The sequence below is a fragment of the Phenylobacterium sp. LjRoot219 genome, from assembly GCF_964252995.1.
Lineage (GTDB): Bacteria > Pseudomonadota > Alphaproteobacteria > Caulobacterales > Caulobacteraceae > Phenylobacterium.
This window is the reverse complement of the sequence record NZ_CAXUQI020000001.1, coordinates 1,620,436-1,643,412: the sequence shown is the minus strand read 5'-3', so window position 1 is coordinate 1,643,412 and position 22,977 is coordinate 1,620,436. Positions and strand designations below refer to the sequence as shown.

20 protein-coding genes are annotated in these 22,977 nt (G+C 70.6%); 12 read left to right on the top strand and 8 right to left on the bottom strand.

Annotation, left to right across the window (positions count from 1 at the left end; all coding sequences use genetic code 11):
• Nucleotides 1-59: 59 nt before the first annotated feature.
• The 3 genes from ACSQ14_RS08120 to fabD all read right to left on the bottom strand — a co-directional run bounded on the left by ACSQ14_RS08120 (nucleotide 60) and on the right by fabD (nucleotide 2,121).
• Nucleotides 60-299 (bottom strand): acyl carrier protein, encoded by a 240-nt coding sequence (locus tag ACSQ14_RS08120; protein ID WP_012522113.1) that lies wholly within the window; start codon nucleotides 297-299, stop codon nucleotides 60-62.
• A gap of 123 nt (nucleotides 300-422) precedes the next feature.
• Entirely contained in the window at nucleotides 423-1,163 is a 741-nt protein-coding gene (gene fabG, locus ACSQ14_RS08115; protein WP_436011495.1) for a 3-oxoacyl-[acyl-carrier-protein] reductase, read from the bottom strand.
• Between the two features lie 10 nt (nucleotides 1,164-1,173).
• Complete coding sequence (gene fabD / locus ACSQ14_RS08110; RefSeq protein ID WP_436011493.1) at nucleotides 1,174-2,121, bottom strand: ACP S-malonyltransferase; 948 nt, start codon at nucleotides 2,119-2,121, stop codon at nucleotides 1,174-1,176.
• 177 nt (nucleotides 2,122-2,298) lie between these two features.
• On the opposite strand from fabD, the gene ACSQ14_RS08105 reads away from it, so the two are divergent.
• The 4 genes from ACSQ14_RS08105 (at nucleotide 2,299) to rplI (ending at nucleotide 4,459) form a co-directional block, all read left to right on the top strand.
• Complete coding sequence (locus tag ACSQ14_RS08105) at nucleotides 2,299-2,862, top strand: peroxiredoxin (RefSeq protein ID WP_436011491.1); 564 nt, start codon at nucleotides 2,299-2,301, stop codon at nucleotides 2,860-2,862.
• A gap of 342 nt (nucleotides 2,863-3,204) precedes the next feature.
• Nucleotides 3,205-3,588, top strand: coding sequence for a 30S ribosomal protein S6 (gene rpsF / locus ACSQ14_RS08100; RefSeq protein ID WP_436011489.1), 384 nt, complete (start codon nucleotides 3,205-3,207; stop codon nucleotides 3,586-3,588).
• Nucleotides 3,589-3,864 carry a 30S ribosomal protein S18 gene (gene rpsR / locus ACSQ14_RS08095; protein ID WP_436011487.1) on the top strand — a complete coding sequence of 92 codons (276 nt, stop codon included), beginning with the start codon at nucleotides 3,589-3,591 and terminating at the stop codon, nucleotides 3,862-3,864.
• Between the two features lie 13 nt (nucleotides 3,865-3,877).
• Nucleotides 3,878-4,459, top strand: coding sequence for a 50S ribosomal protein L9 (rplI, locus tag ACSQ14_RS08090; RefSeq protein ID WP_436011485.1), 582 nt, complete (start codon nucleotides 3,878-3,880; stop codon nucleotides 4,457-4,459).
• 205 nt (nucleotides 4,460-4,664) lie between these two features.
• On the opposite strand, the gene ACSQ14_RS08085 is transcribed toward rplI, so the two are convergent.
• On the bottom strand, nucleotides 4,665-6,113 hold the full coding sequence (locus ACSQ14_RS08085; protein ID WP_436011483.1) for an NAD(P)H-hydrate dehydratase: 1,449 nt from the start codon (nucleotides 6,111-6,113) through the stop codon (nucleotides 4,665-4,667).
• Between the two features lie 468 nt (nucleotides 6,114-6,581).
• Between ACSQ14_RS08085 and ACSQ14_RS08080 the strand changes: the two genes are divergently transcribed.
• From ACSQ14_RS08080 to ACSQ14_RS08045, 8 genes are all read left to right on the top strand, one after another.
• The gene (locus ACSQ14_RS08080; RefSeq protein ID WP_436011481.1) at nucleotides 6,582-6,920 is read left to right on the top strand and encodes a P-II family nitrogen regulator; all 339 of its coding nucleotides are present in this window, start codon (nucleotides 6,582-6,584) and stop codon (nucleotides 6,918-6,920) included.
• Between the two features lie 40 nt (nucleotides 6,921-6,960).
• Nucleotides 6,961-8,370 carry a type I glutamate--ammonia ligase gene (glnA, locus tag ACSQ14_RS08075; RefSeq protein WP_436011479.1) on the top strand — a complete coding sequence of 470 codons (1,410 nt, stop codon included), beginning with the start codon at nucleotides 6,961-6,963 and terminating at the stop codon, nucleotides 8,368-8,370.
• A 125-nt stretch (nucleotides 8,371-8,495) separates the two neighbouring features.
• Nucleotides 8,496-10,421 carry a M61 family metallopeptidase gene (locus ACSQ14_RS08070; RefSeq protein WP_436011477.1) on the top strand — a complete coding sequence of 642 codons (1,926 nt, stop codon included), beginning with the start codon at nucleotides 8,496-8,498 and terminating at the stop codon, nucleotides 10,419-10,421.
• 80 nt (nucleotides 10,422-10,501) lie between these two features.
• Nucleotides 10,502-12,559 (top strand): DNA topoisomerase IV subunit B, encoded by a 2,058-nt coding sequence (gene parE, locus ACSQ14_RS08065; RefSeq protein ID WP_436011475.1) that lies wholly within the window; start codon nucleotides 10,502-10,504, stop codon nucleotides 12,557-12,559.
• 187 nt (nucleotides 12,560-12,746) lie between these two features.
• Nucleotides 12,747-13,166: a hypothetical protein gene (locus tag ACSQ14_RS08060; RefSeq protein WP_436011473.1), complete on the top strand. Its 420-nt coding sequence runs from the start codon at nucleotides 12,747-12,749 to the stop codon at nucleotides 13,164-13,166.
• Nucleotides 13,167-13,341: 175 nt separating this feature from the next.
• Complete coding sequence (locus tag ACSQ14_RS08055) at nucleotides 13,342-14,931, top strand: DEAD/DEAH box helicase (RefSeq protein WP_436011471.1); 1,590 nt, start codon at nucleotides 13,342-13,344, stop codon at nucleotides 14,929-14,931.
• Between the two features lie 98 nt (nucleotides 14,932-15,029).
• Nucleotides 15,030-16,085 carry a GGDEF domain-containing protein gene (locus ACSQ14_RS08050; protein WP_436011469.1) on the top strand — a complete coding sequence of 352 codons (1,056 nt, stop codon included), beginning with the start codon at nucleotides 15,030-15,032 and terminating at the stop codon, nucleotides 16,083-16,085.
• 38 nt (nucleotides 16,086-16,123) lie between these two features.
• A complete protein-coding gene (locus ACSQ14_RS08045; RefSeq protein WP_436011467.1) occupies nucleotides 16,124-16,825 on the top strand; it encodes an MBL fold metallo-hydrolase in 702 nt (233 codons plus the stop codon).
• Between the two features lie 117 nt (nucleotides 16,826-16,942).
• Here the strand turns inward: ACSQ14_RS08045 and ACSQ14_RS08040 are convergent, their stop codons facing one another.
• The 4 genes from ACSQ14_RS08040 to ACSQ14_RS08025 form a co-directional block, all read right to left on the bottom strand.
• The gene (locus ACSQ14_RS08040) at nucleotides 16,943-20,128 is read right to left on the bottom strand and encodes an efflux RND transporter permease subunit (protein ID WP_436011465.1); all 3,186 of its coding nucleotides are present in this window, start codon (nucleotides 20,126-20,128) and stop codon (nucleotides 16,943-16,945) included.
• Nucleotide 20,129: 1 nt separating this feature from the next.
• Nucleotides 20,130-20,687: an efflux RND transporter periplasmic adaptor subunit gene (locus ACSQ14_RS08035; RefSeq protein ID WP_436011463.1), complete on the bottom strand. Its 558-nt coding sequence runs from the start codon at nucleotides 20,685-20,687 to the stop codon at nucleotides 20,130-20,132.
• 590 nt (nucleotides 20,688-21,277) lie between these two features.
• The gene (locus ACSQ14_RS08030) at nucleotides 21,278-22,519 is read right to left on the bottom strand and encodes a TolC family protein (RefSeq protein WP_436011461.1); all 1,242 of its coding nucleotides are present in this window, start codon (nucleotides 22,517-22,519) and stop codon (nucleotides 21,278-21,280) included.
• Nucleotides 22,520-22,572: 53 nt separating this feature from the next.
• A complete protein-coding gene (locus ACSQ14_RS08025; protein WP_436011459.1) occupies nucleotides 22,573-22,971 on the bottom strand; it encodes a hypothetical protein in 399 nt (132 codons plus the stop codon).
• Between the last annotated feature and the right edge of the window lie 6 nt (nucleotides 22,972-22,977).

The following is a 22,977-nucleotide window of genomic DNA, read 5'->3' as shown; positions in this document are numbered from 1 at the left end:
GCCAGGGAGTTTAATCCCAGCGTCGCGGCGGCCAAAAGCTTCAGAGAATCAGTGCGCTCTTAGGCGCCCAGGCGCTCCTGGATGAACTTCACCGCGTCGCCGACGGTCTGGATGTGTTCGGCGGCGTCGTCGGGGATTTCGATGTCGAATTCCTCTTCGAAGGCCATGACCAGCTCGACGTTGTCGAGGCTGTCGGCGCCGAGGTCGTCGATGAAGCTCGCCTTCTCGGTGACCTTCTCCGGATCGGCGTCGAGGTGTTCGATGACGATCTTACGGACGCGCTCTAGAACGTCGGACATTCGGTAGGTCCCTCAAGGCTTGGTAGTGCAGTTGCATCGGCGACAGCGACGGTGAAGTCAACTGCCGCGGTGAATTCGCGGTTTCGGCCGCCGGGTAGCATGTTCCTCTGAGGTTAGCGAGCCTCAGATCATGGCCATCCCACCGTTGATGTGCAGCGTCTGGCCGGTGACGTAACCGCCCTCGGCGCTGGCGAGATAAACGCAGGCCGCGGCGACGTCGCCGCCGCGGCCCAGACGCCCCGTCGGAATCGTCGACAGGATGCCCGCTTTCTGCTGCTCGTTGAGCGCGTCGGTCATCGGACTCTCGATGAATCCGGGCGCCACGCAATTCACGGTGATTCCCCGGCTGGCGACCTCCTGGGCGAGCGCCTTGGAGAAGCCGATCATGCCGGCCTTGGAGGCCGCGTAGTTGGTCTGGCCGGGGTTGCCGGTGACGCCGACCACCGAGGTGATGCCGATGATCCGCCCGTAGCGGCGCTTCATCATCCCCTTCATGGCGGCGCGCGAGAGCCGGAAGTAGCTCTCCAGGTTGACCTTGATCACCTGCTCCCAGTCGTCGTCCTTCATGCGCATCAGAAGGCCGTCCTTGGTGATGCCGGCGTTGGCCACCAGGATGTCCAGCGGTTGGCCGGCGGCGGCCTCGGCCGCCCCGATCAGCCCGTCGACAGCGGCGGGATCGGAGAGATTGGCCGGGACCGTCGAGGTCCGCTCGCCGAGCTGGGCGGCGAGCTCCTGCAGCACCGCCTCGCGCGTGCCGGACAGCACGACATGGGCGCCTTGCGCGTGCAGCGCGCGGGCGATCTCGGCCCCGATGCCGCCGGTGGCCCCGGTGACGAGGGCGGTCTTGCCGGTCAGGTCAAACATGGGCGCGTCCTTAGATAGTCTTGGCGAAGGCTTCGAGGTCGGCCGGCGCGTTCAGCGCCAGCGCCTCGGCGTCGGGGGCCAGGCGCTTGACCATGCCGGTCAGCACCTTGCCGGCCCCGGCCTCGGCGAAGCGGGTCACCCCGCCCTCGCTGCTGGCCATCCACTGCACGCTCTCGCGCCAGCGGACGCGGCCGGTCACCTGCTCGACCAGCAGGCGGCGGATCTGTTCCGGGTCGTGCACCGGGCGGGCGGTGACGTTGGCCACCACCGGCGCGCGCGGCGCGACGATCAGCGCTGCGGCCAGCGCCTCGGCCATCTCGTCGGCGGCCGGCTGCATCAGCGGGCAATGGAAGGGGGCGGAGACGTTCAGCGGGATCGCCCGCGCGCCCAGCTCCTTGGCCTTCTCGATCGCCTTGTCCACCGCGGCCTTGTCGCCGGAGATGACGACATTGCCGGCGTTGTTGTCGTTGGCGACGACGCAGACGCCGAACTCGGCGCCCGCCGCGGCGGCCTGTTCGGCCAGCGCCACGTCGGTCTTCGGCCCGATCAGCGAGGCCATGGCCCCGGCCCCCACCGGCACGGCGCGCTGCATCGCCTGGCCGCGCAGCTTCAGCAGCCGGGCGGTGTCGGCCAGGCTGATCGCGCCAGCGGCGGCGAGTGCGGAATATTCCCCGAGGCTGTGGCCGGCGACGAAGGCGGCCTTGTCGATCGCGACGCCGAACTCCCGGTCCAGCACCCGCATGACCGCGACGCTGACCGCCATCAAGGCCGGCTGGGCGTTTTCGGTCAGGGTCAGCTGGTCTTCCGGCCCCTCGCGCATCAGCTTGGACAGGTTCTGGCCGAGCGCGTCGTCGACCTCCTGAAAGACCTCGCGGGCGCTGGCGAAGGCCACCGCCAGGTCCTGGCCCATGCCCACGGCCTGGCTACCCTGGCCGGGGAAGAGGAAGGCAAGGCTCATGTCGCGCGCTCCGCTTCGACGAATCCGAAGCGGCGAGGGTTAGGGAATTTGTTTCACACTCGCAAGGCAGGGCGATTTCCTAGGGCCCGGTCCGGGCCGTGACGGACGACTGCAACTGAACCTGTCGCGCGCGTCGCGTAGCGCTATAGTTCCCGCCGCACCGAAGTGAGGATCGCCATGAAGACGCGCGTCGCCGCCGCAGCCGCCGCAGCCCTGATCGCCGCCGCCGCCCCGGCCTGGGCCGACCTGCAGCCAGGGGCCAAGGCGCCGGACTTCCAGGCCCAGGCCTACATGGCCGGCAAGCCCTTCACCTACCAGCTGTCGAACGCGCTGAAGAAGGGGCCGGTGGTGGTCTACTTCTTCCCCTCGGCGCACACCAAGGGCTGCAACATCGAGGCGCGGCTGTTCTCCGAGGCGATCGAGCAGTTCAAGGCGCAGAAGGCCACGGTGATCGGCGTCACCGCCGGCAAGGTCGCCGAGCTGGCCGAGTTCTCGAAGGAGGGCGAGCACTGCGCCGGCAAGTTCCCGGTCGCCGCCGACCCCGGCGCGAAGATCGCCAAGCAGTACGACACCCGCCTCCAGATGGCCGGGGTGAAGATGCCGGGCGAGTTGTCGGGCCGCACCTCCTACGTCATCGCGCCCGACGGCAAGGTGGTGTTCGCCTACTCCGACCTCGCGCCCAACGACCACGTGACCAAGACGCTCGACGCGGTGACCGCCTGGCGGGCGAAGCACCCGTAAGCTGGGCCCAGCCCCCCTATCCATCCGTCACGGCCCGGCTTGTCCGGGCCGCCCAGCCCAAGGCGCCGGCCTTCAACTGTCGCGGGACGACCTCCGGCTGGGTCGCCCGGACAAGCCGGGCGATGACGGAATTTGCCAGACGCGGGCCGGCGCGACCCCGCGCGGCCGAAAACCCTTGCTCCAGCAAGGCTTTTCCACTAAAGGCCCGCCTCTTCACGGAATGCGGTCTCACGCGGAACGCGAATGGGCCGGGAAACCCCCGGCCGCCGCGCTGAGAGCCATCGTATCTGACGGACCTTCCGCCGCCGGACGCGCCGCATTCCAGACCGGAAGAAGGAAACTATGGCTCTATACGAACACGTGGTCATTTCGCGGCAGGATATCTCGCCGCAACAGGCCGAAGCGCTTAACGACCAACTCAAGGCTCTGATCGAGCAAGGCGGCGGCGCCGTCGCGAAGATCGAGTACTGGGGTCTGCGCAACCTGACCTACCGGATCAAGAAGAACCGCAAGGGTCACTACTCGCTGCTCGCCATCGACGCTCCCGCGGATGCGGTGAAGGAAATGGAACGCCAGCTGTCGATCAATGAAGACGTGCTGCGCTACCTGACCGTTCGCGTCGAGGAACTCGACCTCGAGCTCTCCCCGATCCTCGCCCGCCGCGATCGCGACCGCGATCGTCCGCGTGACGACAGCTTCCAATCTTCCGAAAGGGAGGCTCGCTAGATGACCGACGAAACCTCCGCGGCTCCGGCTCCCGCCGCCGCTTCGGGCGGCCAACGCCGTCCCTTCTTCCGCCGCCGCAAGGTGTGCCCGTTCTCCGGCGCCAACGCCCCGAAGATCGACTACAAGGACGTGAAGCTCCTGCAGCGCTACGTCTCTGAGCGCGGCAAGATCGTCCCGTCCCGCATCACCGCGGTGTCGGCCAAGAAGCAGCGTGAGCTGGCCAAGGCCATCAAGCGCGCCCGCTTCCTGGCGCTGCTCCCCTACGTCGTGAAGTAAGGGAGCTAGGCACATGAAAGTCATTCTGCTCGAACGGCTCGAAGGCTGGGGCGGCCTGGGCGACGTGGTCACCGTCAAAGACGGCTACGCGCGCAACTTCCTCCTGCCGCGCCAAAAGGCGCTCCGCGCCAACAACGCGAACCTGAAGGTTTTCGAAGCTCAGCGCGCTGAGATCGAAGCCCGCAACGCCAAGGCCAAGGAAGCGGCGGGCCGCGCCGGCGAAAAGCTGGACGGCTCCTCCTACATCCTGATCCGTCAGGCGGGCGAGAGCGGCCAGCTGTACGGTTCGGTCTCCGGCCGCGACGTGGCCGACGCGGTCAACGCCGAAGGCGGCAAGATCGAACGCGCCATGGTCGCCATGGACAAGCCGATCAAGACGCTCGGCGTCCACGAGGTGAAGGTTCGCCTGCATGCGGAAGTGGCGGTCACCATCTCGGTGAACATCGCCCGCAGCCAGGACGAAGCCGAGCGCCAGGCGCGCGGCGAGAACGTCATCTCCAGCCAGTTCGAAGAGGAACGCGCGGCCGCCGACGAGGCCGCCCAGGACCTCCTCGCCGGCGGCGCTGGCCAGATCGAAGGCGACTACGTCGAGTAGTCAGCCGAACGATCGGTTCGAATGATCAGCGGCGCGGGAGCCATCCCGCGCCGTTTTTCTTTGGGCAACATCCGCTCATCCCGGCGAAGGCCGGGACCCAGGTCCAGCCGCTGAGATCGCTGGCTCGACGCGGCGCTCATCGCGCCCTTTGCCGCGGGCGCGAACTGGGTCCCGGCCTTCGCCGGGATGAGCGGGAAAATGGACCCTACCGCTCCTCCCACAGCCGGCGCAGCACCGCCGGGGCGAGACCGGGCAGGTCCTCTGAGATCAGCCCCGGCCCGTGCAGTTCGCCGGCCTCGGCGTGGATCCAGGCCGCCGCGCACGCCGCCTCGAAGCTCTCCATGCCCTGGGCGATCAGCCCGCCGATGAACCCTGCCAACACGTCGCCGGAACCGGCGGTGGCCAGCCACGGCGTACCGTTGACGTTGACCGCGGCGCGGCCGTCGGGCGAGGCGACGACCGTGTCGGCCCCCTTCAGCAGGACCACCGCGCCGGCCCGCTGGGCGGCCTTGCGCGCCGCGGTGATCCGCTCCGGCGCGGCCGCCAGGACCCCGCGGAACAGCCGCTCGAACTCGCCCGGGTGCGGGGTCAGCACATCGTCGCGATCGAGCACCGAGAACAGCTCCTCGGGATCGTCGCGGAACACGCTGATCGCGTCGGCGTCGATCACCAGCGCCGCGCCGGTCCGCGCCAGCGCCAGCACGTTGAGCAGCGTCGTCTCGGTGACCCCGGCCGCCGGTCCGATCACCGCGGCGTCGACCTGGGCTGCGCCCTCCTCCAGCTCGAGGTCAGTGTCGAAGCCGCGCAGCATCACCGCCTCGAGGTGCTGGGCGTTCGACGCCAGCGCCTCGCGCGGCGAGAAAATGGTGACGAGGCCCGCGCCGATGCGCAGGCCGCCGCGTGCGGCCAGCCGCGCCGCGCCGGTGCTCCAGGCGTCGCCGCTGATCACGATCAACCGGCCGCGCGCGTGCTTGTGGGTGGTCGCCGCCGGCCAGGGGAAGCGCGCGCGCCAGAGCTCGGGCCCGTTCTCGAACAGCTGCGTCTGGGTGTCGCCCAGGCCGATGTCGGCGACGACGATCTCGCCGCAGCGGCCGCGCCCGGGCTCCAGCACGTGCGCCGGCTTCTTGGCGTGGAAAGTAACGGTGAGGCCGGCGGCGACGCTGGGGCCGAGCGCCAGGCCGGTGTCGCCGGGCACGCCGCTGGGGATGTCGATCGCGACGACCTTCTCCGGCGTCTGGGCGAGCCGCTGAGCGGCCGCGCCAGCTGCGCCCTCCAGCGGCCGCGCCAGACCCGCGCCGAACATCGCGTCGATGTAGAGCCCGGCCGCCGGCAGCTCGCCGTTCAGCGCCGCCACCGGACCGTCCCATTGACCGGCCGCGGCCTTGGCGTCGCCGGCGCTCGGCGCGGACAGCGCGCACACCTCGACCGGCCAGCCGCGCGCCTTGAGCAGCCTGGCGACGACATAGCCGTCGCCGCCGTTGTTGCCCGGACCGCACAGCACCACCGTCGGCTCAGGGCGAAAGCGCGCGCTGACGGCGTCGGCGACCGCAGTCCCCGCGCGTTCCATCAGCACGGTCCCGGGGGTTCCAGCGGCGATGGCCGCCGCGTCGGCCTGGCCCATCTCGGTGACGCTGAGGATCTGACGCGCGCTCAAAGGGACCGTCTCCTGACCAGCTTGACGCTAGGGGCGCGCACCGAGCGGCCGCCAGCGTCGGGCTGCCCTCCTCGATGCCATCGGCGCGCGCCGGCGAAAAGCCCTCTCGCTCCGCGACGCCCCGCGGATTGCGCCGCAATCTTCAGCAACCGCGGAAAATTCGTTTCACGCCCGCAAAACAGCCCGCCGCGGTTCTGGAGCCAATTTGCGACGTTTTGACCACCCGCGCCGGTCCTGCGACGCGAATGGACCGCAACCCGCGGCGATCTCCAAGCGTCGCCGAACCGAAGTACGGCACATCTCGACGTGTCCGATTTTTGATCGTATTCAGCCTTTTTTTTAGGCGCCTGCTCATTCCGGCCTCTTCAACGCCGAATGGCGGGCGAGACTCGCTTGCCCCGAAGCGCTCCGCCGTGCTCCGTCCGGCCACCGCCGGGGCGGGGCCAGTTTCACAACGCCGACGAGGCCATGAAAAAGATCGAAGCCGTCATAAAGCCGTTCAAGCTGGACGAAGTGAAGGAAGCCCTGCAGGAGCTGGGCGTCCAAGGCATGACGGTCATCGAGGCCAAGGGCTACGGCCGCCAGAAGGGCCAGACAGAGCTCTACCGTGGCGCCGAGTACGTCGTGGACTTCCTGCCCAAGATCAAAATCGAAGTCGTCGTCGCCGACGACCAGCTGGATCCCGCGCTGGAGGCCATCGCTGGCGCCGCGCGCACCGGCCGCATCGGCGACGGCAAGATCTTCGTCTCCGACATCATCGACGTGATGCGCATCCGGACCGGCGAGACCGGCCCGTCTGCCGTCTAACGTCACAACACTATCGATAAGCTCAGAAGGGGAGCATCTAATGCCCACCGCCAAAGACATTCAGGCGATGATCAAGGAAAAGGACGTCAAATACGTCGACGTCCGGTTCACCGACATCCGCGGAAAGATGCAGCACGTCACCTTCGACATCGACCTGGTCGATGACGAATTCCTGACCGACGGCACGATGTTCGACGGCTCCTCGATCGCCGGCTGGAAGGCGATCAACGAGTCCGACATGAAGCTGCGTCCGGACCTGAACAGCGCGATCATCGATCCGTTCTATCAGCAGACCACGCTGGCGCTGTTCTGCGACGTCGTGAACCCGGACACGGGCACGCCCTACAACCGCGACCCGCGCTCGATCGCCAAGGCGGCGCTGAACTACACCAAGGCCGCCGGCATCGGCGACACCGTGTACTTCGGTCCGGAAGCCGAGTTCTTCATCTTCGATGACGTGCGCTGGAACACCTCCGCGCACGACACCGGCTACTCCTACGACTCGTCCGAGCTGCCGGTGAACACCGGCAAGGTCTATCCGGAAGGCAACATGGGCCACCGCCCGGGCCCGAAGGGCGGCTACTTCCCGGTGAACCCGGTCGACTCCGGCCAGGACCTGCGCGGCGAAATGCTGGCGGTCATGGGCGAGCTCGGCATGAAGCCCGAGAAGCACCACCACGAAGTCGCCCCGGCGCAGCACGAACTTGGCCTCAAGTTCGACGAGCTGATCACCATGGCCGACCGGATGCAGCTGTATAAGTACGTGATCCACAACGTGGCCCACGCCTACGGCAAGACCGCGACCTTCATGGCCAAGCCGATGTTTGGCGACAACGGCTCGGGCATGCACGTGCACCAGTCGATCTGGAAGGACGGCAAGCCGCTGTTCGCCGGCGACAAGTACGCCGGCCTGTCGGACATGTGCCTGTGGTACATCGGCGGCATCATCAAGCACGCGAAGGCCATCAACGCCTTCTCGAACTCGACCACCAACTCCTACAAGCGTCTGGTGCCCGGCTACGAAGCCCCGGTGAAGCTGGCCTACTCGGCCCGCAACCGTTCGGCCTCGATCCGCATCCCGCACGTGGACAGCCCGAAGGCCAAGCGGATCGAAGCCCGCTTCCCCGACCCGATGGGCAACCCGTACCTGACCTTCGTGGCGCTGCTGATGGCCGGCCTCGACGGCATCGAGAACAAGATCGATCCGGGCGCCGCGGCCGACAAGAACCTCTACGACCTGCCGCCGCGCGAGCAGAAGAAGATCCCGGAAGTCTGCGGTTCGCTCCGCGAGGCTCTCGAGAACCTCGACAAGGACCGCGCCTTCCTCAAGAAGGGCGGCGTGATGGACGACGACTTCATCGACGCTTACATCGAGCTGAAGATGGGTGAAGTCATGCGTCTGCAGCTCCACCCGCACCCGGTGGAATTCGACATGTACTACGCGTGCTAGTCGACGCTGCTTAAAGCAAAGGATGAGGGCCGCGGATGCTTCCGCGGCCCTTGTTTTTTGTGGTCATGCGGCCCGGCTTCAGGCCAAGCTCGATGCAACCGTAACAACGGAAGCCCGAGTCTCGCTTGCCCCGCGCCCTCCTCGCCCTCGCCTCCGCCCTGGTCCTGGCGAGCGCCGCCCAGGCTCAGCCCTCCCCCGGCCCGCAACCGTCGCCGCCCCAGGCGCCCGTCGCCGCGCCGAAGGACGTCGCCTATCCCGGCGTCATCCAGCTGGCGGTGGACGCCACCGATCTCGACCGGCGGATCTTCCGCGTCCGCGAGACGATTCCCGTGGCCCAGGCCGGGCCGCTCACCCTGCTCTATCCCGAATGGCTGCCGGGCCACCACGCCCCGCGCGGACCGATCAACCAGATCGCCGGCCTGACGGTGCGCGCCAACGGCCAGGCGATCCCCTGGCGGCGCGACCCGGTCGACGTCTTCGCCTTCCACATCGACGTGCCGGCCGGCGCCGACGCCGTCGAGGTCGAGTTCCAGTTCCTCTCGCCGACCGCCGGCGCCCAGGGACGGGTCGTCGCGACGGCCGAGATGCTGAACCTGCAGTGGAACCAGGTGGTGCTCTATCCGGCCGGCTATTTCACCCGCCGGATCAAGGTCGAGCCGCGCGTCCGGCTGCCCGGCGGCTGGGGCTTCGCCGCGGCGCTCGACGGGGCCGCCCGCAGCGGCGACGAGGTGCGCTTCAAGCCGACCGACCTCGAGACGCTGGTCGACTCGCCGATGTTCGCCGGCCGGCATTTCAAGCGCATCGAACTCGACGGCGGCCGCTGGCCGGTCCGGCTGAACGTCGTCGCCGACAGCTCCGAGCTGCTGAACGCCCAGCCCGAGCAGATCGCCCTGCACCAGGCGCTGGTGAAGCAGGCCGACAAGCTGTTCGGCGCCCGCCAGTTCGACCATTACGACTTCCTGCTGGCGCTGACCGACCGGATGGGCGGCATCGGCCTGGAGCACCACCGCTCCAGCGAGAACGGCACGACCCCCGGCTACTTCACCGAGTGGAGCAAGACCGCGGCGGCGCGCGACCTGCTGCCCCACGAGTACGTGCATTCCTGGAACGGCAAGTTCCGCCGGCCCGCGGACCTGTGGACCGCCAACTACGCCGTGCCGATGCGCGGCGACCTCCTGTGGCTCTACGAGGGCCAGACCCAGTACTGGGGCCAGGTGCTGGCCGCCCGCTCCGGCCTGTGGTCGCGCGAACAGACGCTGGAGGCGCTGGCCATGACGGCGGCGCTGTACGGCGGCCGGCCCGGGCGCAGCTGGCGCTCGGTCGAGGACACCACCTACGACCCGATCATCAACGCCCGCCGGCCGATCCCCTGGAGCAGCTGGCAGCGCTCGGAGGACTACTACTCCGAAGGCATGCTGGTCTGGCTCGACGCCGACACCCTGATCCGCGAGCGTTCCGGCGGGAAGCGCTCGCTCGACGACTTCGCGCGCAGCTTCTTCGGCCTCGAGGACGGCAGCTGGACGCCGGTCACCTACACCTTCGACGACATCGTGGCGGCGCTGAACCGAATCGAACCCTACGACTGGGCCGGCTTCCTGCGCACCCGGTTCGTCGAGGTCGCCCCGCAGCCGCCGCTCGACGGCCTTGCCCGCGGCGGCTGGCGGCTGACGTTCAGCGAGGAGCCGACCTCGTTCTGGAAGGACAACGAGGCGCGGCGGCGCAGCAACGACCTCAGCTATTCGATCGGCCTGACCCTGGGCCGCGACGGCTCGATCGACGGGGTGCTGTGGGACGGTCCGGCGTTTAAGGCGGGGCTGACGGTCGGCGGCAAGCTTCTGGCGGTCAACGGCCTCGCCTACGAGGCCGACGGCCTGAAGCAGGCGATCACCGCGGCCAAGTCCGGCCGCGAGCCGCTCCAGCTGCTGGTGCAGAACGGCGTCCACTTCAAGACGGTGTCGATCGATTACCACGGCGGCCTGCGCTATCCGCGGCTGGAACGCATCCCGGAGCGGCCTGACCGGCTTTCGGCCATCCTGGCGCCGCGCAAGTAGCCCGGACGCTGGACCGCATTGCCTTCGCCGCTCGGGGAATTCATACGGGCCCCCAGAATCGCGGCACCCTCGGCGAGATCATGTCCAGCAAAGCCAGCCCCCAAGCTTCGCTCTTCGACGACGCGCTGAACCCCGCGCCGGCGGCGCCGCTCGCCGAGTCGCACGAGCCCCGCCCCGATCCGGAGACGATCGGCCTGAAGCCCGTCTCCGGCTACTCGGCCGCCGACATCGAGGTGCTGGAAGGCCTGGAGCCGGTGCGCAAGCGGCCGGGCATGTACATCGGCGGCACCGACGAGCGGGCGCTGCACCACCTGTTCGCCGAAGTGCTCGACAACTCGATGGACGAGGCCGTCGCCGGCCACGCCAAGGTCATCGAGGTGACGCTCGACGCCGAGGGCATGCTGACCGTGCGCGACGACGGCCGCGGCATCCCGGTCGACCCGCACCCGAAACATCCGGGCAAGTCGGCGCTGGAGGTCATCATGACCGTCCTGCACTCCGGCGGGAAATTCTCCGGCAAGGCCTACGAGACCTCTGGCGGCCTGCACGGCGTCGGCGTCTCGGTGGTCAACGCGCTGTCGGAGCACGTCGACGTCAACGTCTTCAAGGACGGCTTCGAGTGGCGGCAGAGCTTCAGCCGCGGCAAGCCGCTGGGCGCGATCGAGAAGCTCGCGCCGACCCGCAAGAAGGGCACGGCGATCAGCTTCCGGCCCGACGAGCAGATCTTCGGCGAGGGCTGCGCCTTCAAGCCGGCGCGGCTCTACCGCATGGCCCGCTCCAAGGCCTATCTGTTTGGCGGCGTAGAGATCCGCTGGAAGTGCGATCCCTCGCGCATCCACGACCAGACCCCGCCGGAAGCGACCTTCCGCTTCCCCAACGGCCTGGCCGACTTCCTGGCCGAGCGGGTCAAGGAGATCGAAACCGTCACGCCTGAGCCCTTCGCCGGCCGCTACGAGCGTCCGGGCGAGACCGGCAAGGTCGAATGGGCCGTCACCTGGACCCCGGCCGGCTTCGGCGAGGCCGACGGCTTCATGCAGTCCTACTGCAACACCGTGCCGACGCCCGAGGGCGGCACCCACGAGGCGGGCCTGCGCGCGGCGCTGACCCGCGGCCTCAAGCAGTACGCCGAGATGATCGGCGAGAAGCGCGGCGCCATCCTCACCGCCGAGGACGTGGTGGCCCAGGCCGGCGCTCTGATCAGCGTCTTCATCGCCAACCCGGAGTTCCAGGGCCAGACCAAGGAGAAGCTCTCCACGGCCGACGCCGGACGGCTGGTCGAAAAGGCCCTGGCCGACCCGTTCGACCATTGGCTGATCGCCCAGCCGAAGGCCGCCAGCGCGCTGCTGCAGTTCGTCATCGAGCGCGCCGAGGAGCGGCTGAAGCGCCGCAAGGACAAGGAGGTCGCCCGCGCCAGCGCCACCCGCAAGCTGCGGCTGCCGGGCAAGCTCGCGGACTGCTCCGGCAACGCGATCGACGGCGCCGAGATCTTCCTGGTCGAAGGCGACTCGGCCGGCGGCTCGGCCAAACAGGCGCGCAACCGCAAGACCCAGGCGATCCTGCCGCTGCGCGGCAAGATCCTCAACGTCGCCTCCGCCTCGCTCGACAAGACCGGCGGCAACAAGGAGCTCGCCGACCTGATGCTGGCGCTCGGCGTCCAGGGCGGGTCGAAGTTCAAGGAAGAAGAGCTGCGCTACGAGCGCGTGATCATCATGACGGACGCCGACGTCGACGGCGCCCACATCGCCAGCCTGCTGATCACCTTCTTCTACCGCACCATGCCCGATATGATCCGCTCGGGCCGGCTCTATCTGGCGCTGCCGCCGCTCTACCGGCTGAGCCATGGCGGCAAGGCGGTCTACGCCCGCGACGACGCGCACCGCGACGAACTGCTGGCCACCGTCTTCAAGGGCAAGAAGCCGGAGATGAGCCGGTTCAAGGGCCTGGGCGAAATGATGCCGGCGCAGTTGAAGGAGACCACCATGGATCCTTCGCTGCGCACCCTCGCCCGCGTCACCCTGCCCCGGGCCGAAGAGACGGTCGCCGACCTGGTCGAGGCGCTGATGGGCCGCAAGCCCGAACTGCGCTTCCGCTTCATCCAGGAAAACGCCGAGTTCGCCGCCGCGGACCTGGACGTCTGATTTCCCGCTTCCCGTCATCCCGGACGGCCTGAAAGGCCGAACGGGATCCCGGGCCGCCGTCCTGCAGAACCTCCTGGGCCCGGTCCCGGCGCTCCGCTCCGCTGCGGCCGGGATGACGACGCTAAGTGGGGACGGCCTTCCCCGGAACGGCGCCGAACGGCGCGGCGTTCTGACGGCGGAGGTTTCCATGGCCAAGAACAAGCGCCCGGCCCTGCTTCCCAAGCGGATCGGCGGGGTGAAAGTGCCGAAGTCCGCGCGCAAGGGTCGCTTCGGCGAGCTGCTGGCCTCGCACACCGGCCGCACCCTGCTCGCCGAGGCGGTGCTGACCGAAGGCGCCGACGGCGCGCGGCCGACGGTCACGATCGCCGATCCCGGCTTGCGCAGCTTCGCCGAGCATATCGCCGAACGGCTCGAGCCGCCGGCGGATCGCGAAGCGGCGAGCGCGGCGCTCGCCTTCGCCCTCGGCGAGGCGGCCCGCGTGTTCATCACCGCGCTGGACGAGCACCAGAAGGCGCAGGCCAAGGCCGCGAAAGCCTCGGCGCCGCGCACTCAGACCGCCGGCGGTTCGAAACAAAAGCGCAGCTCGCCCGCGGCGATCCCGCCGTGAATCCGCGCGTATTGCCACGCGACGGGGCCCAGCATGAACCGCGAATACCGGGAAACATTGACTTGCTGACAGCTGACCGTATCTTCCGCGCGCGCGGCGATCTCCGTCCGCGCCGCCGCAGGAACGCCAGCCCCTCCTTTTAGGATACGGCGGGCCCCCGCTTCAATCGTAACTGATGACCGAATTTTCCGAACTGGGCCTTTCGCCTGCGACCCTGCAGGCCGTCGCCGACACCGGCTACACCACGGCCACCCCGATCCAGGCTGAAGCCATCCCCGTCGCCCTGCAAGGTCGCGACGTCCTGGGGATCGCCCAAACCGGCACCGGTAAGACGGCCGCCTTCACCCTGCCGATGATCGACCGGCTGGCTGCCGGCCGGGCCAAGGCGCGCATGCCGCGCGCCCTGGTGATCGCGCCGACGCGCGAGCTCGCCGACCAGGTCGCCTCCTCCTTCGAGAAGTACGCCAAGGGCCAAAAGCTCTCCTGGGCGCTCTTGATCGGCGGCGTCTCCTTCTCCGACCAGGAGCAGAAGCTCGATCGCGGCGTGGACGTACTGATCGCCACTCCGGGCCGCCTGCTCGACCACTTCGAGCGCGGCAAGCTCTTGATGACCGGCGTGCAGATCATGGTCGTCGACGAAGCCGACCGCATGCTCGACATGGGCTTCATCCCGGACATCGAGCGGATCTTCAAGCTCACCCCGCCGAAGCGGCAGACGCTGTTCTTCTCGGCGACCATGCCGCCGGAGATCACCCGGCTCACCAAGCAGTTCCTCAACGATCCGGTGCGGATCGAGGCCTCGCGTCCGGCGACCACGGCCGAGACCATCGCCCAGCACCTCGCCCGCATCCCGACCTCCGATCCGAAGGCCAAGCGCACGGCGCTGCGCGCCCTGATCGAGCGCGCGGACGTCAACAACGGCATCGTCTTCTGCAACCGCAAGTCGGAAGTCGATATCGTCGCCAAGTCGCTGCAGAAGCACGGGCTCGACGCCGCGGCGATCCACGGCGACCTCGACCAGCAGACGCGCATGCGGACGCTGGAGAACTTCCGCAAGGGCGAGCTGAAGCTGCTGGTGGCCTCCGACGTCGCCGCCCGCGGGCTCGACGTTCCGGCGGTGAGCCACGTTTTCAACTATGACGTGCCGCACCACGCCGACGACTACGTGCACCGCATCGGCCGCACCGGCCGCGCCGGCCGCACCGGCGAAGCCTTCATGATCGTCACCCCGGGCGACGCCAAGAACCTCGACAAGGTTCTGAAGCTGATCGGCAAGACGCCGGACGAAGTCACGCTCGACCTCGACTGGGCGAACATCAAGGACGAGCCCCGCCGCCCGCGCAACGACCGCTCGCCGCGCGGCCGCGATCGCGATCGGGACCGCGCCCCGCGCGCCGCCCACACGCGTCGTCCGGAGCCCGAGGCCGAGATCCAGGCGGCTCCGCCGGTGAGCGAAGAAGCGCCGCGCCCGCGGCGCGCGCGCAACGCCCGCCCGCCCGAGCCGGTCGCCGCCCCGGAAGCGGTCGCCCCGGCGCCCGCGCCCGCCGCCCGGCCGCCGCGTGAGCGGCTGCTGCGCTCCGAACGCGCTGATCGTTCCGAACGCGAGCGCCCCGAGCGCGAACGTCCTGAGCGTGAACGTCCTGAGCGTGAACGGTCCGATCGCGACCGTCGTGGCCGTGACGATGGCGACCGCGTGGTCGGTTTCGGCGGCGACACGCCGGCCTTCCTGACCCGGGCCGTCGCCCCCCGTCCCGCCGAGGATTAACTCTGCCGATTTACCGGCCGTTTGGCGGCGGCCGGTAGCTTGCTTTCCTAGAGACAGGATCCGGCTCGATGTGGCCGGTCCCGCTTGAGGAAGATCGAATGTCCGCCGACCTCGAAGTCCTGCTACGCGGTCCGAAGGCCTCCGGCCTCGCCCGCAAGGCGTTGGACGCGATGGAAAACAACTGCGTCTGGCCGACCCCGCTCAACTTCGAGCTCTGGCTGCACTATGTCGCGGCCAAGGAGTCGCCGGTCGGCAAGGCGATCGCCCGGATGCTCGAAGCCGGCGAGCCGTTCACCGACAGCGCCGCCGAGACCCTGGCCGCCCAGCACCTGCCGCGGGTCCGCCTGAACGGCGAACTGCTGACCGCCGGGAACGCCCTGTCGAAGGAATTGGATACGGTTTCGCGGGCCATCGAGTCGGCGCGCGAGAGCAGCGAGGCCTACGGCGAACAGCTGGCCAGCGCCAACCAGTCGCTGGACGACACCGCGCCGCCGGCGATCAAGGCGATGGTCGAAACTCTGGCGAACGCCACCCAACGGGTGCAGCGCGAGAACAAGACCCTCGAGGACAAGCTGGCCGACACGACGGCGGAGGTCACCCGGCTGCGCGAGCACCTGGAGATGGTCCGCCGCGACGCGATGACCGACGGGCTGACCAACCTGGCCAACCGCAAGGCCTTCGACGAGGCGCTGGAACGCGCGGTGGACGCCGCCGACGTGAGCGGCGAGCCGCTCACCCTGGCCGTGCTCGACATCGACCACTTCAAGACCTTCAACGACTCCTGGGGCCACCAGACCGGCGACCAGGTGATCCGCTTCGTCGCCGGCGTCCTCGCTCGCGCCGGGGGCAGCCCGCGGACCGCGGCGCGCTACGGCGGCGAGGAGTTCGCCCTGATCCTGCCCGGCGTCGACGCCGTCGCCGCGATGGCCATCCTCGAGGAGATCCGCGAGGAAGTCGGCTCGCGCATGCTGAAGCGCCGCTCGACCCAGCAGGACCTGGGCGCCGTGACCGTCTCGGTCGGCCTGGCCGAACGCCTGGCCGGCGAACCGCAGTCGAGTCTGATCGAGCGGGCCGACGCGGCGCTCTACGCCTCGAAGCGCGCCGGCCGCAACCGGACGACCAACGCGGAAAAGCGGATCTCCGCCGCCGCCTAGGTGCTAGGCTTCCGGCCTCGCTCCGCCGAGGAGGTCAAATGAAGTTCGATTGGCTGCCGGTCACCCGCTTCGAGCAGAACTGCTCGATCCTGTGGTGCGAGGCCACCCGCAAGGCCGCCGCGATCGACCCCGGCGGCGACATCGACCAGATCCGCGACTTCCTCGAGTGGGAAGAGCTGGAGTTGGAGGTCGTGCTGGTGACGCACGGCCATTTCGACCATGCCGGCGGCGCGGCGGCGCTCGCGGCCGCCACCGGCGCGCGGATCGAGGGGCCGCACCAGGGCGACCAGCACCTGATCGAACGGCTCGCCGAACAGGGCAAGCGCTACGGCGTCCGCGCCGAGGCCTATACGCCGGCCCGCTGGCTGGCCGACGGCGACCAGATCCACTTCGGCCAGGAGACGCTGCAGGTGCTGCACTGCCCCGGCCACACCCGCGGGCACGTGGCCTATTTCCACGCGGCCAGCCGCTCGGCCTTCGTCGGCGACATCCTGTTCCGCCACGCGATCGGCGCCTGGGAGCACGGCGACGGCGACCTGGTGCAGCTGGTGGAGTCGATCCGCAACAAGTTGTTCGCCCTGGGCGACGACGTGCGCTTCCTGCCGGGCCACGGCGAGACCTCGAACTTCGGCCACGAGCGGGCGGCCAATCCGTTCGTCGGCGACGAAGCGCTGGCCCAATGGTGGCCGCCCGGCAGCCGCGGCTCGCCGCCGAAACGCCCCGCCGACCTGCCGTTCTGAAACGCCGCACGACGTCATTCCGGACGGCCTGAAGGGCCGCTGCGGGACCCAGGCGCGGTGCGCACGCCCCTGGGTCCCGGCTCTCCACTGTCGCTCCGGCCGGGATGACGGTGGGATTTAGTCGCCGCGAGCTCCCCTTCCCCGCCCCAGCACCCGGCCGGCGAAGGTCGGCAGCACGATCAGGGTCAGGATGGTGGCGGTGAGCAGGCCGCCGATCACCACGGTGGCCAGCGGCTTCTGCACCTCCGCGCCGGGCCCGTGGGCGATCGCCATCGGCAGGAAGCCGAGGATCGCCACCAGGGCGGTCGTCAGCACCGCCCGCAGCCGACTCATCGCGCCCTCGACCGCGGCGGCCAGCGGCGCGGTCCCCGCTTGCAGCCGCTCGCCGATCGCCTGCAGCAACACCAGCCCGTTCAGCGTCGCCACGCCGGAGACGGCGATGAAGCCGACCGCGGCGGACACCGAGAACGGCATGCCGCGCAGCAGCAAGGCCACTGCCCCGCCGACCAGCGCCAGCGGCACGCAGGCGAACACCAGAGCGGCCTGAGTCACCGAGCCGAGGGCGAAGTAGAGCAGCACCGCGATCAGGGCGAACACCACCGGCACCAGCAGCCCCAGCCGGGCCTCCGCCCGCTTGAGGTTCTCGAATTGCCCGCCCCAGTCGAGCCAGGCGCCGGCCGGCAGCCGCACCTCGCGGTCGACCGCCGCCTGGGCGTCGGCGACGAAGCCGCCGAGGTCGCGGCCGCGAACGTTGGCCTGGACGACGATCCGGCGTTTGCCGTTCTCGCGGCTGATCTGGTTCGGCCCCTCGCCTTCGCGGAACCGCACCACCGAACCCAGCGGCACGAAGCGGGTCCCGTCGTTCACGGCCAGCGGCGTCTGCGCCACCGCCGCCAGGTCGTTGCGCGCGGCGTCCGGCAGCCGCACCACCACGTCGAAGCGGCGATCGCCTTCGAACACCCGACCGGCCTCGCGACCGGCCAACGCGATCTGCACCGCGTCGGCGGCGTCGGCCGCATGCAGGCCGTAGAGCGCCGCCGCCGCGCGGTCGACCTCGGCGGTGATCATCGGCAGGCCGGAGACCTGCTCGACCTGCACGTCGGCAGCGCCGCGGACGCCGCGCAGCACGCCGGCGATCTGGTTGGCGGTCTTGGTCATTGCGGCGAAGTCGTCGCCGTAGACCTTCACCGCCACATCCGAGCGCACCCCGGACATCAGCTCGTTGAACCGCATCTGGATCGGCTGGGTGATCTCGTAGGCGGCGCCGATCTGCGTCGCCGCGGCCCGCTCGATCTTCTCGACCACCTCGGCCTTGGAGGCGCCGCGGTCCGGCCAGTCGCGCTCCGACTTCAGGATCACGAAGGTGTCGCTGATGCTGGGCGGCATCGGGTCGGTCGAGACCTCCGCCGTCCCGGTCTTGGAGAAGACGAACGCCACCTCCGGGACCTTCAGCAGCGCGGTCTCCAGCCGTCCCTGCATCTCGATCGACTGCTCCAGCGAGGTGCTGGGCACGCGCAGCGCCTGCACCAGCACGTCCTTCTCGTCCAGGGTCGGGATGAACTCGCGGCCGAGGGCGAAAAAGGCGATCAGCCCGATCAGCACCGCGGCCAGCGCGCCGGCCCCGACCTGCCGCGGCCGATCGGCCGACCAGCGGATCGCCGGCTCGAACCAACGCCGCGCCAGGGTCTCGGCGCGCGTCGCATGCCCGACTGGCGGCGCCTGGACCAGCAGCGCGGTCATCGCCGGCACGAAGGTGAAGGTGAGGACGAAGGCCGCGCCCAGCGCCAGCATGACGGTGCCGGCCATCGGCTGGAACATCTTGCCTTCGACGCCCTCGAGCGCCAGCAGCGGGGCGTAGACCAGCAGGATGATCGCCTGGCCGAAGGCCGCGGGGCGGATCATCTGCCGGGCCGCGCCGGCGGCTTCGTCGAGCCGCTCGGCCAGCGTCAGGTCGCGACCGACCGCGGCGCGCCGCAGGCCCATCCGGGTCAGGGTGTTCTCGACCACCACAACCGCCCCGTCGACCAGCAGGCCGAAGTCGAGCGCGCCCAGGCTCATCAGGTTTCCGCTGACGCCGAAGCGGTTCATGCCGATCACGCCGAGCAGGAAGGCCAGGGGGATCACCAGGGCGGTGATGATCGCCGCCCGCACATTGCCCAGCAGCAGGAACAGCACCAGCACCACCAGCAGCGCGCCCTCGGCGAGGTTCTTCTGCACCGTTCGGATGGTGCGGTCGACGAGGTCGGTGCGGTCGAGCACCGGCTTCACCGCCACCCCCGGCGGCAGCGACGGGGCGATGGCCTTGAGCCGGTCGCCGACGGCGCGCGCGACGGTGCGGCTGTTCTCGCCGGCCAGCATCAACGCCGTGCCGATCACCACCTCGTGGCCGTTCTCCTGCGCCGCGCCGAGCCGGACCGCCTGGCCGAGCTCGACCTGGGCCACGTTGGAGACGCGGATCACCAGGCCGTTGCGGGTGGCGACCGGCGCGGCGGCGAGATCGGCCAGCGAACTCACCCGCGCGTCGGCGCGCACCACGAAGGCCTCGCCGCCGCGCGAGACAGAGCCCGCGCCGGCGACGGTGTTGGCGTGCTGCACGGCCTCCACCAGCTCGTTCAGGCCGACGCCGTAGGCCGCCAGCCGCGCCGGAACGGGCCGGACGGCGTACTCCTTCACATAGCCGCCGATCGCGTCGATCCCCGCGACCCCGGGCGTGGTCCGCAGCTGCGGCGTAACGATCCAGTCCTGGACGGTGCGCAGATAGGTCGCCTTCTGCCGCTCGGTGACGAGGCGATCACCCTCCGGCGTCAGATAGGCGCCGTCGGGCTGCGGCCCCGGAACGCCTGCGCGGGCGCCCGGGGTCGGCCGGAACTCCACCGTCCACATCATCACCTCGCCGAGGCCGGTGGTGATCGGGGCCATCTCCGGGCGGGCGTTGGCCGGCAGCTCCTCGCGCACCGCCTCAAGGCGCTCGTTGACCTGCTGCCGGGCGAAATAGATGTCGGTGCGGTCGGTGAAGACCGCGGTGATCTGGCTGAAGCCGTTGCGCGAGATCGAGCGCGTCTCGACCAGCCCCGGGATGCCGCTCAAGCCGGTCTCCAGCGGGAAGGTCACCCGCTGCTCGACCTCCTCCGGCGACAGGGCGGGAGCGACGGTGGTCACCTGCACCTGCTTGTTGGTGATGTCCGGCGTCGCGTCGATCGGCAGCCGGAACAGTTCGAACACGCCGATCCCCGCCGCCAGGAGGGTGATCAGCACGACGGCGATGCGGTGGCGCACTGAGAAGGCGACGATCCTGCTCAGCATCTCAGTGCCCCGCGTGCTCGGCGGCGCCCTTGGAGAGCTCGGCCTTAAGGACGAAGGCGCCGCGGCCGGCGATCTTCTCGTCGCCGGACAGCCCGGCGACGATCTGGGTCATGCCGGCGCCCGACCGGCCCGGCGTCACCGGCCGGGCGCGGAAGCCGTCCGGCCCGGCGATGAACACCACCGGCCGGCCGTTCAGCGACTGCACCGCCTCGGCGGGCACGGTCGGCAGGCCGCCGGCCTCGGTCGCCACCGCCGCGCTGACCGCGGCGCCCGGCGTCAGCCGCCCATTGCGTGGCCGGGCGCGCACGGCGGCGGCCCCGGTCGTGTCCTGCGCCATCGGCGCGACGCCGACGATCTCCGCTTCGGCCTCGCTGCCGTCCGGCCCGATCACCTTCAGCACCGCGCCGACGCGCAGCTTGGCGGCGGCCTCGGCCGGGGCCTGGAACACCACCTCGACGGCGGCCGGGTCGGCGACCGTGGCGACCGCCCCGCCCTGAGCGATGAAGCCGCCGGGGGCCGCCTGCACGGCGGTGACCACACCGGCGATCGGGCTGCGCACCACCGTCAGTCCCGAAGCCGCAGGGCCGCCCGCCGCCGCCGCCCGGGCGCGAGCCGCCCCGGCCTGGGCGTCCGTGCGTGCGGCCGTGGTCGCGGGCCGCCTCCCAGTCCTGGCGGGCGGTGACGCCGGCGCGGAACAGCCGCTCTTCGCGCGCCAGGGCGGCGCGCGCCGCCTCGGCGTCGGCCGCCGCCGCGCGGGTTTCCGCCGCCACCGAGGCGCCGTCGGCGCTGCGGATCAGCACCAGCCCTGCGCCGGCCGCGACGCGGGCGCCCGGGGTGACCAGCAGCCGCTCGACCACGCCGGCGAGCGGAGCCGCCACCGCGGCGCGCGCGCTCGGCGCGGCCTCGACCCGGCCGGTCAGCCGCAGGTCGCCGGCCCCGCCATGGGTCACCGAAACCACCGCGACGCCGGCCACGGCGGCCTGCTGCGGCGTCAGCCGGACGAGATCGCCGCCAGCCTCCGCGTGCTCGTCATGCTCTGCTTCAGCAGGCGGATCCGCACGGTCGGTGAACTTCGCCAGGCCGAAGCCGGCGCCCAGCGCGGCGGCCAGCGCCGCGGCGGTCAGAAGGGTCTTCTTGTCGACAGGCATTTCAGCCTCCGAAGGGGGTGCGGCCCGTCAGGCGGGCGATCTCGGCGGCGGCGCGGACCTGCGCCAGGCGCGCGTCGAGGGTGCGGATCTGGGCGGCGGCCAGGGCGCGGCGCACGCTGCTGAGCTCGAGCAGCGGCAGGCGGCCGGCTTCGTAGCCGAGCCTAGCCAGGCGGTAGGCTTCCGCCGCCGCGCCCTCCCCGGCCGTCGCGGCGTCGACCCGGGCGGCGGCGCTGCGCGCCTGCGACTGAGCGGCGCGCAGATCGGCGGCGGCGTCGAGTTCGGCCTGGCGCAGCCGGGCCTCCACGCCGGTCAGCTCGGCCCGGGCGGCCTGCGTCGCGCCACGGTTGCGGTCGAACAGCGGCAGCGGCACGGACACCCCGGCCACCAGCGCGGTGGCGTCGTCCCCAGCCAGCCGCCGGACGCCCGCCTGGACCGTCACGTCGGGCGCCGCCTTGCGCGCTTCCGCCCGCACCCGCGCCGTCGCCGCCTGGCGCTCGGCGCGCGCGGCGAGCACCGCCGGCGTTTCCGCGATCTCAACTGAGACGGCGACGGGCGACCGGCGGCCGAGCAGGCTCTCGCCCACCGCATCGTAGACCACTGTCGAGCCGGCCAGCGCCGAGAGCCTGGCGAACGCCGCATCGGCAGCGGCGCGCGTCTCGTCGCGATCGGCCGCGGCCGCCTCCCGCTCAGCGGCGGCCTGCAGGGCGCGCAGCTCCGCCTCGCGGCCGGCGTCAACCAGCTCCCGCGCGGCGCGCGCGTCGGTCTTTGCGGCGCTCAGCTGGTCCTCGGCCAGCGCGACCTTGGCCGCGGCGGCCTCCGCCTCGGCGTAGGCGACGGCGAGCTGTGCCGCGAAGTCGGCGCGGGCCAGCGTCGCCTGGGCGCGGGCGGCGGCGACCCCGGCCTGGCCGGCGGCGATCCGCGCCGGCCGTTTGCCGCCGAGCTCCAGGGTCTGCTCCAGCCCCGCAGTGGTCTCGGCCAGGTCAAGGCCCTGGTACGGGCCCGAGCCGGCGAAGTTCTCCACCTCGAGGCCGAGGACCGGATTGGGACGGGAGGCGGCCTGCTGCGCCAGGCCCTGGGCCTGGGCGACGCCGGCCTCGGCCTGGGTCAACCGCGGCGCCTCGGCGGCCTGGGCGAGCAGAAGCGCGTATGGCGGCGCCGGCGCAGCCAGGGCGGCGGGCGCAGCCGTGAGACCGGCCGCGCCAAGCAGCGCCGCGAGACGCGGCCTGCGGAATAAGGATGACATGGAAGTCCCTCGTGACGTGACGGTGCGTAGCGCGCGCTAGGCGCGCGAAGCCGTCAGTCTCTCGGGGGACGCAGCAGGCCGAACTTCGGGTCTGAGGTGGGCACGCGGGCCCGGATCAGGCCGTGGCGGTCACGCAGGGTCGCGGGCGTGACGCTCGCAACGGTCGTGGCCGGCGCGGAGGCGGCGGCGTGGTGGCAATGGCCATGCACGCAGGCGCTGCGGTCGTCGTCGGAATGGCCTGCGTTGGAATGATCCGGCGCGACGGTCGTGGACAGTTCGGCCGCGGCAGCGGCGAGACCGCCTTCGTCGCTGCAGACCAGGCCATCGAGGCCGGGGCCGAAGGCGAGCACGGCGACCACCAGCGCGGCGAGCGCCGCGCCAAACCTGCGCCACCATGACGGGGTCCGGACCATGACGGGCTGTATAGCCGGAGGAAGCTCGACCGGGAACAAAAGATC

Excerpts from the sequence above, each read along its gene's own strand:
- fabG (WP_436011495.1), bottom strand. The coding sequence starts at position 1,163 with ATGTTTGACCTGACCGGCAAGACCGCCCTCGTCACCGGGGCCACCGGC.
- glnA (WP_436011479.1), top strand. The coding sequence starts at position 6,961 with ATGCCCACCGCCAAAGACATTCAGGCGATGATCAAGGAAAAGGACGTC.
- rpsF (WP_436011489.1), top strand. The coding sequence starts at position 3,205 with ATGGCTCTATACGAACACGTGGTCATTTCGCGGCAGGATATCTCGCCG.
- ACSQ14_RS08030 (WP_436011461.1), bottom strand. The coding sequence starts at position 22,519 with ATGTCATCCTTATTCCGCAGGCCGCGTCTCGCGGCGCTGCTTGGCGCG.
- rplI (WP_436011485.1), top strand. The coding sequence starts at position 3,878 with ATGAAAGTCATTCTGCTCGAACGGCTCGAAGGCTGGGGCGGCCTGGGC.
- ACSQ14_RS08055 (WP_436011471.1), top strand. The coding sequence starts at position 13,342 with ATGACCGAATTTTCCGAACTGGGCCTTTCGCCTGCGACCCTGCAGGCC.
- ACSQ14_RS08060 (WP_436011473.1), top strand. The coding sequence starts at position 12,747 with ATGGCCAAGAACAAGCGCCCGGCCCTGCTTCCCAAGCGGATCGGCGGG.
- ACSQ14_RS08080 (WP_436011481.1), top strand. The coding sequence starts at position 6,582 with ATGAAAAAGATCGAAGCCGTCATAAAGCCGTTCAAGCTGGACGAAGTG.
- fabD (WP_436011493.1), bottom strand. The coding sequence starts at position 2,121 with ATGAGCCTTGCCTTCCTCTTCCCCGGCCAGGGTAGCCAGGCCGTGGGC.
- ACSQ14_RS08120 (WP_012522113.1), bottom strand. The coding sequence starts at position 299 with ATGTCCGACGTTCTAGAGCGCGTCCGTAAGATCGTCATCGAACACCTC.
- ACSQ14_RS08050 (WP_436011469.1), top strand. The coding sequence starts at position 15,030 with ATGTCCGCCGACCTCGAAGTCCTGCTACGCGGTCCGAAGGCCTCCGGC.
- ACSQ14_RS08105 (WP_436011491.1), top strand. The coding sequence starts at position 2,299 with ATGAAGACGCGCGTCGCCGCCGCAGCCGCCGCAGCCCTGATCGCCGCC.
- ACSQ14_RS08045 (WP_436011467.1), top strand. The coding sequence starts at position 16,124 with ATGAAGTTCGATTGGCTGCCGGTCACCCGCTTCGAGCAGAACTGCTCG.
- ACSQ14_RS08040 (WP_436011465.1), bottom strand. The coding sequence starts at position 20,128 with ATGCTGAGCAGGATCGTCGCCTTCTCAGTGCGCCACCGCATCGCCGTC.
- rpsR (WP_436011487.1), top strand. The coding sequence starts at position 3,589 with ATGACCGACGAAACCTCCGCGGCTCCGGCTCCCGCCGCCGCTTCGGGC.
- parE (WP_436011475.1), top strand. The coding sequence starts at position 10,502 with ATGTCCAGCAAAGCCAGCCCCCAAGCTTCGCTCTTCGACGACGCGCTG.